Annotated in this window: 8 protein-coding genes and 1 pseudogene; 2 read left to right on the top strand and 7 right to left on the bottom strand. The window is 55.9% G+C overall.

Annotated features, from left to right (window positions below):
- Nucleotide 1: 1 nt before the first annotated feature.
- The 5 genes from menH to NA330_RS18245 all read right to left on the bottom strand — a co-directional run bounded on the left by menH (nt 2) and on the right by NA330_RS18245 (nt 4,730).
- Entirely contained in the window at nt 2-760 is a 759-nt protein-coding gene (gene menH / locus NA330_RS18265) for a 2-succinyl-6-hydroxy-2,4-cyclohexadiene-1-carboxylate synthase (protein ID WP_023242547.1), read from the bottom strand.
- Nucleotides 757-2,427, bottom strand: coding sequence for a 2-succinyl-5-enolpyruvyl-6-hydroxy-3-cyclohexene-1-carboxylic-acid synthase (gene menD / locus NA330_RS18260; protein ID WP_000116395.1), 1,671 nt, complete (start codon nt 2,425-2,427; stop codon nt 757-759). The genes menH and menD overlap by 4 nt, the downstream gene beginning before the upstream one ends.
- An 85-nt stretch (nt 2,428-2,512) precedes the next feature.
- Nucleotides 2,513-3,808: an isochorismate synthase MenF gene (gene menF, locus NA330_RS18255; RefSeq protein WP_000555676.1), complete on the bottom strand. Its 1,296-nt coding sequence runs from the start codon at nt 3,806-3,808 to the stop codon at nt 2,513-2,515.
- 100 nt (nt 3,809-3,908) lie between these two features.
- Complete coding sequence (elaB, locus tag NA330_RS18250; RefSeq protein WP_001519663.1) at nt 3,909-4,214, bottom strand: stress response protein ElaB; 306 nt, start codon at nt 4,212-4,214, stop codon at nt 3,909-3,911.
- A 54-nt stretch (nt 4,215-4,268) separates the two neighbouring features.
- Entirely contained in the window at nt 4,269-4,730 is a 462-nt protein-coding gene (locus NA330_RS18245; RefSeq protein ID WP_000568155.1) for a GNAT family N-acetyltransferase, read from the bottom strand.
- Between the two features lie 60 nt (nt 4,731-4,790).
- Between NA330_RS18245 and rbn the strand changes: the two genes are divergently transcribed.
- The gene (gene rbn, locus NA330_RS18240) at nt 4,791-5,708 is read left to right on the top strand and encodes a ribonuclease BN (protein ID WP_023242548.1); all 918 of its coding nucleotides are present in this window, start codon (nt 4,791-4,793) and stop codon (nt 5,706-5,708) included.
- A 65-nt stretch (nt 5,709-5,773) separates the two neighbouring features.
- The gene (locus tag NA330_RS18235) at nt 5,774-6,775 is read left to right on the top strand and encodes a chemotaxis protein (RefSeq protein WP_000368560.1); all 1,002 of its coding nucleotides are present in this window, start codon (nt 5,774-5,776) and stop codon (nt 6,773-6,775) included.
- 40 nt (nt 6,776-6,815) lie between these two features.
- Here the strand turns inward: NA330_RS18235 and NA330_RS18230 are convergent.
- Together NA330_RS18230 and NA330_RS18225 are read right to left on the bottom strand one after the other, a co-directional pair.
- Nucleotides 6,816-8,597 (bottom strand): annotated as a pseudogene (locus NA330_RS18230) (vWA domain-containing protein).
- Nucleotides 8,598-9,316: 719 nt separating this feature from the next.
- On the bottom strand, nt 9,317-11,948 hold a 2,632-nt coding region (locus tag NA330_RS18225), incomplete at its 5' end, for an autotransporter outer membrane beta-barrel domain-containing protein (protein WP_198879422.1).

Genomic DNA, 11,948 nt, shown 5'->3' with positions numbered 1-11,948 from the left:
GTCAGAGACGCAGAATCTGAGCCAGACTGTCTACCACGCCAGCGGGGTTTTCCCGATGCGCGTTGTGTCCGGCGTTACGAATAACATGGCATGTCGCCGCCACTTCCTGCGCCAGGGCGCGGAATTTGCTGTCGCGTTCGCCACATAAATAATAAAACGGAAATGCCAGCGCGTTGAGCGCCTCGCGTAAATCCGGCTGGGCGGCAAGCGATGTCGCCTCCAGCATCGCAGCCAGCGTTTCGCCGTTATTCTGGCTACGCAGCGCCGTCAGCGTCTGCCTTTGCTGCGCCGTCAGCGAGGCGAACACCGGCTGCTGATACCAGTCGTGAAAAACCTCAGTCAGGGGTTCACGACGAAAACGCTCTGCCCAGCGCCCGTCAGACAACCGTCTTTCAGCGCACGCCTGTTCATTTTGCAGCCCCGGATGACCGCCTTCGACCACCAGGCCGCACAGGCCTAGTATTCCCTGGCAGGCTGCCATCATCGCCACCCGGCCGCCAAGAGAGTATCCCACCAACCAAAACTTTAGTATGTTGTAACTAATTAACGTAGCGCGCAGCAATCTGATGACATCGGCAAATCCGCCGACCGGAATAGCCGCAGATCCGCCATGTCCCGGTAAGTCAATATAAAGCCGCGAACAGCCGTGAAACTGTTCGCCAACCGGCTGCCATTCGCGGCAATCGCCAGAAAAACCGTGCAGGAAAACCAGCGAGGGCGCCCCAGGCTGTCCGGGCATGTGCTGCGCGTGCAACATCATAGATGGCTTACCTGAGCCAAAAGTTGCTGCAGCGTCTGCGCGCCATCCGTATCGTTTACCACCAGCTCAATCACCGTTGTCGCCGGGGTTCGCCACGCGCCAGCCAGCGCAGACTCCAGCTCTTCCCAGTTTTCCGGGCGATGATAGCGCAGGTTAAACATGGCGGCCGCATGGTCAAAATGGACGTTTTGCGGCATCAAATAAAAGCGCTCACGTTTGCTTTGCGGCGTCGGCAGCAGGGAAAAGATCTGCCCGCCGTTATTGTTAACCACAATCAACACAAACGGCGCGGATACCTGACGTAGTAACGCCAGCGCGTTAAGATCGTACAGCGCGGATAAATCGCCGACGATAGCCAGCGTCGATTTGGCGCTGGCGCGCTGCACACCCGCCGCCGTGGAAAGCAGGCCGTCAATGCCGCTCGCCCCGCGATTGCTGTATACCGGATAGCCAGCCGGCAACTGCGACAGCGCGTCGATCAGACGCACCACCAGACTATTGCCCACGAACAATTGCCCCTGCTCCGGCAGATAGTCGCGGATACGGTGCGCCAGCTGCGCTTCGCCAAAGGTGTCTCGCTGCGCGACCACCCGTTGCCACGCCAGTTCCGCCAGACGCGGGATCTCTACACACCACGGTTTACGTTTTTCCGCCGGATGCATCTCCAGCCAGTCGGCGATTTTCGCTACCAGTCTGCGTCCACGATGGTGCGCCGGGTCCAGACGACCTTCAATATTGTCGATTACCCAGTACTCTTCCGGCTCGCAGGTTGCCTGCCATTGCAGTAAGCGTTTTCCGGTAAGGCTACTGCCAAGCTGGACGACAATCTGCGCCTGCTGCAGTTCGGTCACCGCTTTGGCGTTGCCGAGCCACAGGTCGGCGCACGGCAGCGGCTGCCCGGTTTGCGACAATACGTCGCCAATTAATGGCCATCCCAGAGTTTGCGCCCACTGCGCCACTTTTTTGCCTTCTTCCGCGCTCATACGCCCGGCGACAACGACGCCGCGTTTTTGTCGCCAGAAGAACCAGTCGCGCTGTTTGTCGCTTTCCAGTCGACGCGCTTCGCGCAGCCAGGGTTTTTCATCCTGCCACCAGTCGCCGAGGCGCTGCTGCCAGACCAGACCGGTGTCATTCATATCGCCATACAGCGGTTCGGCAAAAGGACAGTTAATGTGCAGCGCGCCCGCATGAAGCATGGCGAGCGCATTGTCGATGGTCGACACCAGCCAGCGCGCCGGAATATCCTGCGTGGGACGCGGCAACGACAGAGTTTGGGAGGGGTGCGAGGCAAACATCCCCGCCTGACGGATCGCCTGGTTGGCGCCGCAGTCAATCAGCTCCGGCGGGCGATCGGCGGTAAGTAAAATGAGCTTCTCGCCCGTCAGACCCGCCTCAATCAGCGCCGGATAGAGGTTCGCCACGGCGGTACCTGAAGTGACAATAACGGCAACCGGCTGCTGGCTGACTTTCGCCAGCCCTAACGCCAGATGACCAAGCCCACGCTCATCAAAGTGCGTATGGTGAATAAAAGCAGGATTCTCTGCCGCCGCCAACGTGAGCGGCGTGGAACGGGAACCAGGGGCGATACAAACATGCCTGACGCCATGACGGGTTAAGGCTTCCAGGATGACCGCCGCCCAGCGCCGGTTAAATGCACTTACTGACATGAGTTTGTCCGGTATCAATCATTGGGACTAAGTATAAAGAGCTGCAAAAATGGATTATTGATATGGGTCGGGAATATGTGACTCATTACGCATCCATCTGCAATAAGGTACGTAACCCGGCCGCTTTATTATCTATTTCCTGCCATTCCTGTTCCGGATCGGAGCCGCGGACGATTCCCGCGCCGGCATACAATCGCACCACATTGGCCGTCACTTTGGCTGAACGTAACGTCACGCAAAACTCACTTTGCCGCGTGGAGAGATAGCCTGCCGACCCGGCATACCATTCACGTTCGAACGGCTCATATTGTTCTATAAAACAACGCGCGGGTTCACGAGGGATCCCGGCGACCGCTGCGGTAGGCTGTAACTGGTGCAGGCAGAGCGTGTCGTCCGCCTGATTAAGCGCCGTCCAGATACAGCGGCGCAAATGCTGTACCTTGCGCAGTCTGAGCACCTGCGGCGGCAGCACATCCAGCGAGTGGGTGCAGTTTTGCAGTCGCTGGCAGATGTCTTCGACAACCAGCATATTTTCTCGCTGGTTTTTATCGTCTTTCATTAACCATTCGCCAAGCTGCCAGGCTTTATGGTTATCCGGATGGTTCGCCACCGTCCCGGCCAGCGCTTCGGTACGCAGCGCCGTTTCACGCCGCCGCCAGAGCCGCTCCGGCGATGATCCCAGAAAGGCGGTATCGGCGGAAAAAGCCATAAAAAAGTGGTAGCAGTTGAGATTTAAACGACGACTGGACGCCATCATCGCGGCGGCATTGACCGGACGGGAGAATTGTAAGTCGGTGGCCCGCGCCAGCACAACTTTATCAAACGCCTCTTGCGCAATGGTGTGGGTGGCCTGCTGAATCAGCTTCACCCAACCGTCTTTGTCCGGCCAGTGTTGTTCGCTCGTGAGCGAAAGGCGTAGCGCCGGAACAGGCTTAATGCCGACCAGAGAAGCGAGAAACGCTTTCGCCTGGCGCGCATCATCGCGTAGCGAAACGTCACTGTGCAGATGTAAGCGTAAGGTCGCCGTACCCCCGCTACGTCGCCACTCCAGCCGCGGCAGCAATAAGTAGCCCTCTTTCGGCTCGAACGCATTCAGCCCCCAAATACGTAAGTCAGGCTGCGCGTGCTGACGTAAAAACCGTTGCGCCAGATCGAGCGATGAAAAAACGGTGATTGCCCCGAGAACGGCAGCTTCTTCGTCGCCATTGCGCTGTTGCCAGTAGAATTGCGGAAAGGATGACTGGCTGGCCAGCCAGCTCAATGCATCGAAGGCATCGTTTAAAGGGAAAGGCGCATCGAAAACGCAAAGCCCTGGCGTCGCCGGTATCTCTTGCGATAGCTGACGCGTCAGATTTTCCAGCGCAGTAGTAATAGAATGCACGCGGACCCTCCCTGTTAAAAACCCCACATTATACGGGGTACTGCCCTAAAAAAGCAGTACCTCATTTAGGGAGGGTTGCAATTCTGTTCAGTGGGGGGATTTAGCGCCGCGCCAGCAGCAGTCCAAGTACCAGTCCTACCGCCGCGCCTACGCCAATACCCTGCCAGGGTTTTTCATGAACGTAGTCATCCGCTTTATAAACGGCCTGCTTTGCCCGGTAATAATAGCTATCCGACGCATGGCTTACGCGGTTTTTCACCTCTTCCAGCGCTTGTTCCGCGCGGGCTTTCAGCTCAATGTATTTTTGATCGGCGGGATCGCCTGAGGAACGTAAAATCTCTTCCAGCGTTTCGCTGAGCAAAGTCAGATCATCATCAACACGTGATTCACCAAATTGATATGACATTCTCATTCTCCGTTGTGTTAACACCTGCTCCTAACTATAGTCAACGGTTTCGGTTTATGCCTGATGAACCTCCCGCGCCATTCCCCGGTGCGGAATGCCGTCTTCGTCATAAACATCGGTGACCGGAATAAAACCAAACCGCGCATAAAAAGGTTGCAGATGCGCCTGCGCTCCCAGATATAGCGGCTTATCCGGCCAGTGCCGCCCACAAGATTCCAGCGTTTTCGCCATTAATTGCTGGCCCAGTTTCGCCCCTCGCCAGGCATCGCTGACGATCACCCGGCCAATGACAACCGGGTCTGATTCGTTATCGCTTTTCAGAATCCTCGCATACGCCACCAGCTCATCCTGGTGCCAGCCCAGAATATGCCGATTGTCGCCGACTAAATCATCGCCATCCACATCCAGGTAAGGACAGCGCTGTTCTACCACAAAGACTGCGCAGCGCAATTTGAGTAACGCGTAAAGTTGAGGAACGGTAAGTTCGCTATGGTGGAGATCCTGCCAGTCAATCATGATGCGCTCCTGTGTTGTGGTAATCTTGGGTTAAACGATAACCAAACGTGTATGGACAAGATGGAATTAATTTTTTTAGGTACGTCCGCAGGCGTTCCCACGCGCTCACGCAATGTAACGGCAATTTTATTACATCTGCAACATCCAACGCAGCCGGGAGTATGGCTTTTTGATTGCGGCGAAGGGACACAGCATCAAATGCTTAATACCGCGTTTCATCCCGGTAAGCTTGAGCGCATTTTTATCAGCCATCTTCACGGAGATCATCTGTTTGGCCTGCCGGGTCTGCTATGCAGCCGGTCGATGGCGGGGAATCCCCATCCGCTAACCGTATACGGACCTCAAGGCGTGCGTGAGTTTATTGCAACCACACTGCGCCTTAGCGGTTCATGGACCGATTTTCCGTTGCAAATTGAAGAAATTAGCGCAGGCGATATTCTTGACGACGGTCTGCGTAAAGTGACCGCATTCAGGCTGGAGCATCCACTGGAGTGCTACGGATATCGCGTTGTTGAACATGACAAGCCTGGCGCGCTGAATGCCAGGGCGTTAAAAGCCGCAGGCGTTACGCCCGGCCCGCTGTTTCAGACGTTGAAGGCAGGAAAAACCGTCACGCTTGCCGATGGAAGGCAGATCAATGGCGCCGACTACCTTGCTCCCGCCGTGGCCGGGAAATCAGTGGCGATTTTCGGCGATACCGCGCCCTGCGAGGCCGCCCTCGCGCTGGCGCAAGGCGTGGATGTGATGGTCCATGAAACCACGCTGGATGCGTCAATGGAGGAGAAAGCCAACGCTCGCGGACACAGCTCCACCCGTCAAACCGCGACGCTGGCGCGGGAAGCTGCCGTCGGTCGGCTGATTATGACCCATATTAGCTCACGCTATGACGATAAAGGCTGTCAGCGCTTACTGGCGGAATGCCGTGCTATTTTCCCGGCGACGGAGCTGGCTTACGATTTTTCTGTTTTCCCGGTTTAGCGCTCCATTTTTTGTCCTCATTGCCGATAACACTAAAAAAGGCAGGCTTTCATAATGAGGTTAGGATGGACAATTTTCAGAAAGATATTGATGACAGGGCCAATTTAACCCTGTCCAACCGTTTTGAACTGCTGTTATTCCGTCTTGGTACATCGCTGCATGAACAAAAGTCAGAGCTGTTCGGCATCAATGTATTTAAGCTGCGCGAAATCGTACCAATGCCCGCCTTTACGCGCCCGGCAGGCATGAAAGCGCCGCTATTGGGCATGGTCAATATTCGGGATCAGGTCATTCCGGTGATTGATTTGCCAGCGGTAGCGGGCTGCAAGCCGGAAACCGGGCTGAATATTTTGCTGATCACCGAATATGCGCGCAGCGTACAGGCATTTGCCGTCGAGTCGGTGGAAAATATTATGCGTCTTGACTGGCAACAGGTGCATACCGCCGAGAAAGCCGTCAACGGTCGCTACATCACCAGTATTGCCTGCCTGGATGACAACAAAGAAACCAACAACCTGGCGCTGGTGCTCGACGTTGAGCAGATCCTTTATGATATTGTCCCCTCCAGCCACGATCTGCGCGCCACCAATCTGAAGACCAATAAATTTTATATTACCCCAGGCGCGGTAGCCATTGTGGCGGAAGACTCCAAAGTCGCCCGCGCGATGCTGGAAAAAGGGCTGAACGCGATGGGAATTCCGCATCAGATGCATGTGACCGGCAAGGATGCATGGGAGAGAATCCAGCAACTGGCGCAGGAAGCGGAGGCCGAAGGTAAGCCAATTAGCGAGAAAATCGCGCTGGTCCTGACAGATCTTGAGATGCCGGAGATGGATGGCTTTACGTTAACGCGTAAAATTAAAACCGATGAACGGCTGAAAAAGATCCCGGTCGTTATTCACTCTTCCCTTTCCGGCAGCGCCAACGAAGATCATATACGTAAAGTGCAGGCCGACGGCTACGTGGCCAAGTTTGAGATTAACGAACTCTCTTCGGTCATTCAGGAAGTGCTGGAGCGCGCAGCAACAAACAGCCAGGGACCACTGATCAGCCGCAAAAGCGCCTGACGTAACAGGGGATGCCTACAGTACAGGCATCCCCTGACGCTTAGTGAGACAAGCCTTCCGCCAGTTTTACCAGTTTAATAAACTCCGCGCGATAGCCTTGTCTATCTTCCCCGCGCGCCTGTTCACCCCATTTAATAATTTGCGGCCAGGTCGTATCTGCCAGCGTTTCTGAGCCACGCAGTTTTTGCCCGAAAGCCGCTACCGCCGCGCGGAAACGAAAATCTTCAGAGGCGTCAGCAAAGATCGGCATTTTTCCCATAACGACCGGGAACTCGGCTAATGTACTTTCGCTGCCCTGCGGCGCTTTCCAGCGCAATTTGATCCACGCCAGCTCGCTTGATTTTGTTGGCTTTGAGGCGGCTTTATCCTGAGCGTAGCGCAGTTTATCCACCGAGGCTTTCTGCCCGTTAAGCGTCAGTTCAAAGAATAGCGTGACGTGTTTACCCGCGCCGATATCACCGGCATCAACCTTATCGTTATTGAAATCCTCGTCGCGCAGTTGGCGTTTTTCATAACCAATCTGCCGGTACTCAGTCACCCACTGCGGATTAAATTCGATTTGCGATTTTACATCTTTGGCAACGGTGACCAGCGTTTGATGCATCTCATCTTTGAGGACTTTTTGCGCCTCGGAGAGGGAGTCGATGTAGCTGTAATTGCCGTTACCCACATCAGCAATTCTCACCATCATGGCTTCGTTGAAATTGTCATCGCCGACGCCCAGCGTAGATAAGGTAATACCTTTCTCGCGCTCTTTTTTTACCAGCGCTTCGATGTCTTTGGGATCGGTAATACCGAGGTTAAAATCACCGTCGGTGGTCAACAAAATGCGGTTAACGCCGCCTTTGATAAACCCTTTTTCGGCCTGCTCGTAGGCTAGTCGTAATCCCGCTTCACCACCGGTACTCCCGTAAGCATCCAGATTATCAATTGCCGCTTTAATCGCGGTTGTGTTATTTCCCGCTGTAGACGCCAGCGCGACGTGAGTGCCGCCCGCGTAGGTCACAATCGTGATGTTATCCTGCGCACGCAGATCGTTCACCAACAGTTTTAGCGCCGACCGGATCAACGGCAGGCGTTCCGCTGGCTGCATAGAGCCGGAAGTATCAATGAGAAAAACCAGGTTGGCAGGTGGTAGATCTCTGGTCTGCATGTCCCGGGCCTGAACATCAACTTTTAATAGCGTACGCTGCGCGTTCCACGGCGAGGGAGCCAGTTCGTATTTAACCGCAAATGGCATCGGTATACAGGCCGCAATGGGTTTAGTGTTATCCTGCTTATCCGCAACGGGCTGAGGCGCGGGAAAATAGTTGAGCATCTCTTCTACCCGCACGGCTTCCGGCGGCGGCAGTTGCCCCTGATTCAGAAAGCGCCGCACGTTAGCGTAGCTGCCAGTGTCTACATCCAGACTAAACGTGGCGAGCGGCGCCTGACTTACCTGTTTAATTGGATTTTCATCGTAGTGTTCGTAACGCGCGGTCCCCATTACATTACCGCCTTGTGCAGCGAACGCTTTTGGTGCCGCGGCACGTGTCTGCATTACTTATTGCGGTGCTTCGGCTGTTGCCAGAGATCCCGCTTTGGCATCTGCCAGGGCTTTGGCTTCAGCATATTCGGCTGCTTTTTTCGCAGCCTGTTGGGCGGCCTCGGCTTGTCTTTTCTGGACAGTGTCATCCCCGGCCTGAGCGCTATTTTCTTTCTGGATAGCCTGCTCCTGTTTTAACTCAGCCGGATTATTTCCCTGCGGGTCGGAGGGCTCCGGCCCACAGCCCGAGAGAACAACTCCACCCAACAACAGCATTAATGTTTTTCCATTAAGCATACAAATTCCTTTTCAATTATATTCGGGTAACTCTCTGCAGATGTCCTGCATTATATTCCGCTTTACTTTTATTATCTGCATGGCGAAAGTAGAAAATAATATTACCTGCGTTAATAACCACCCATAATAAAAAAGATAATTATATTTTTGAGGCAAATAATATTTACGTTTAAGATGACAGGCTTAATCAGTTGCTGGCGTTCGACCCACAGATTCTGCGTGAAGAACACTATTTACAGTGACCGATTTACCAAAAGTGAATATATAAGATGGGGGACTATCTGCACTGTGCCCTCGCCGATACTTCCTTTTACAACCCACCAAACAGCAATCCATTAAGCCGTGCCGACACTCACGTTATTGATGGAAAGATATTATATGCCGCCGTCACATGAAATAATGAACTGAGCGCGATCGTTGACGCCCTGAAAAACGCTGACAGAAATACGCTTCAGATCAAATTTTTCCCATTGAAGTCGATGAATAAACATTTATCCGGGAAACGGGTCACGAAAACAGTTGGGAGAGTTGTTCCACTGCCTGCTTGCGGAACCGGATACCGAATGTTGCGTTGCGCTCTACCCAACCTACGCCTCACCCAACGCCTGATGGCGCTTCGCTTATCAGGCCTACGAATTATCACATATTGATAACCCTGCAGGCCGGATAAGGCGTAGCCGCCATCCGGCATAAATGTTGTACTATGCCTGGTCAGCAACCTACCAGTTATAGCGCATGTTCAGGCTAAAGCTGGCGTCGCCGTAGTCGTTCTTTCCCTTCTGACCGGCGGCCTGGGCGTAGACGCTTAGCCGTTCGCTGACGTTTGCCTGAATCCCCACTTTCACTTCCACGCGGTCGTTCGGCAAATCCTGCGATACCTTCGTGTCGCCAAAGGTGGCCGAGGCATTGTCGCTGGCGTGCAGCCAGTTGACCTCCATAAACGGCTGGATCCTGCCGCTCTCTTTGTACAGTTTACCGTCCACACGCACGCCTAAGCGCGTCGTCCAGCTATCATCGTTCTGGCCGCTGATGCGGGTACCGCCATCGTCAATAACCGTGTCGGCGCTGTAGCGCTGCCAGGTGACCTGCGCCTGCGGTGTCAGGCTGACCGTGTTGCGGTTGCTTAACGCAATATCATAACGATAACCCGTTTCCAGCGAGACGGCGTGCGCGGCGGAGTCGTAACGGCTGGCGCTGAGTCCGTCGTTATCCACGCTGTTGTTGTAAGCGCCGTACTGATACCAGCTATCGATGTAAGCCCCGCGATGGCTTTGAGCATCGGCAAACCAGGTGGCGTAGAGGCCGAGGTTGTAGCCGTCCACGCTACCGTTGGCGGAGAACTGGCTGCCGTCCGCCCCCCGGTTGCCGGTGCTGTCGGTGCTGGCGTTGATGTAGCTGCCCATCAGGCCAACGGTGACGCTCTGCGCGCCGTCGCTCCAGGTCAGGATGTCGCCGCCGAGCTGGAACTGCGAGTAGTCACTGTCGATATCTACATTGCCGTTAACCGCCTGCGATTCGGCTTTACCGGCCTTAAAACGCATCCAGATGCTGCCGTCGGCGGAACGGTACTGGCTGCCTTCCCGGTCATAGAGGGTCTGCATTTGCAGGTTGCGCGCCATCCACTGGTTGCCGAGATAAACGCCAATGTCGGCGCGGTACTGCGGCGCCACGGGCGTGACGTCGCCGCCGTCAGGTGGAGTGATATCGCCGCCATCGTCAGGCGGAGTGATATCGCCGCCGTCGTCAGGCGGAGTGACCTCACCGTCGTCGTCCGGCGGGGTAACCTCACCGCCATCGTCAGGCGGGGTGACCTCACCGCCGTCGTCCGGCGGAGTGACCTCACCGCCATCGTCAGGCGGAGTGACCTCGCCGCCATCGTCAGGCGGAGTAACCTCACCGCCGTCGTCCGGCACGTCATCAGACTCGGAGCGCAAGTACCAGTCGCCGCCGTCTTGTTTCAGCGTGTAGGTCCAGGCGTTAATATCAACATGCCCTTTGTAGAGCCTAAAATCACCGTCGGACTGACCGCCCACCTCAATGACTTCAATACCGTTAACCGTTTGTGCGCCCAGGCCATTGACGTTGGTGATATGCAGCGTGGTGCTGCCGGCGGTGTCGCCGGTGACGATCAGTTTATCGGTGGGCGAGCTGTCATCGCCCAGTTGGGTATTGAGATAGAGATGACCGTCGTTGCCGGTATAGTTTCCCGCGATCGTCAGCGTATTGTTGGGCTGGTCGCTGCCGCTTATCATCGCGCTGCTGTTGACGACATCGCCGTTGACGGTGAACGTATCGGCAAAGTACAGGCTGCCCAGGTTGTTAACATGGCCGTTCACCGTGGCGTTGTGGCCGCCAAAGGCGGCGTTCGCGGCGATATTAACCGCCTGCGCGCTCCCCGCTGAGCCGATAGTCGCCGTTTCGGTCAGCCATAGCGCGCCCTCCTGCACGTCGGTGTCGCCGCTGTAGGTGTTTTGCGCCCCCAGGATCAGCGCGCCAGCGCCCCGTTTGATGAGCGATTTGCCGTCCCAGCCGGTGGCGCTGTCGGGATCGAGCGTGGCGTCAACGTCCGTCAGCGCGGTGTTCAGCGTGAAGCTGTGGCCTTGCTCGCTCAGGGTGAAGGTGCCGTGGGCGTCGGTGGCGGCGTTGTCGCTGTCGGCATACCAGGACAGCGAGGCGGTTACGTCATAGCGGGTGTCGTCGTCGGCGTTCACGCGCCCATCGACGGTGAGAAAATCCACCTGTTTGGCGTCCATACCGGCTACGGTGAATTGCGCAAAATCGCTATCGATGGCGCTGTCCGTGTCAATCAGCGTGTAGGCGTACGCGTCGCGGGTCCAGGATTTCGTCACGTTGCCGATGCCGGTAATATCCAGCGTGCCGCCCAGGTTGGCGCGGTCGGCGGTGACGATGGCGCCGCTGTTGTTGTCGGTCAGGTGTACGGCCAGGGTGCCGTTCGCCTCCTGCGTTAGCGTATTTGCCCGCAATGCGCTGCCTGCGCCGATTGCGGTGATGGCGTTATCGTGAGTGGTGAGATTTGCCGTAACGAACTGGCCGCTGGCGTTCAGTTGCAGGCTGGCGTAATTGTCGATATCACCGCTGCCCAGCGCCTCAACGTTACTGGCGACCAGCGTACCGCCGCTGATGGTGGTGCCGCCAGTGTAAGAATTGGCGCCGGAAAGCGTGAGCGTCTTATCGCCGGATTTTACCACCTGGCCGCTGCCGCTGATGGCATTGTCGAACGTGCCGCCTGTGTTCAGTTCCAGCACGGCGTTGTCGGTGACGTCGCCACTTCCCAGCGCCTCAACGCTAGTGGCGACTAGCGTGCCGCCGCTGATGAGGGTGCCGCCGGTG

This window comes from Salmonella sp. NW722 (assembly GCF_051702785.1).
Classification (GTDB): Bacteria; Pseudomonadota; Gammaproteobacteria; order Enterobacterales; family Enterobacteriaceae; genus Salmonella; species Salmonella enterica.
Note: the sequence above shows the minus strand (reverse complement) of the source record. Positions and strands in the feature narration are given on the sequence as shown.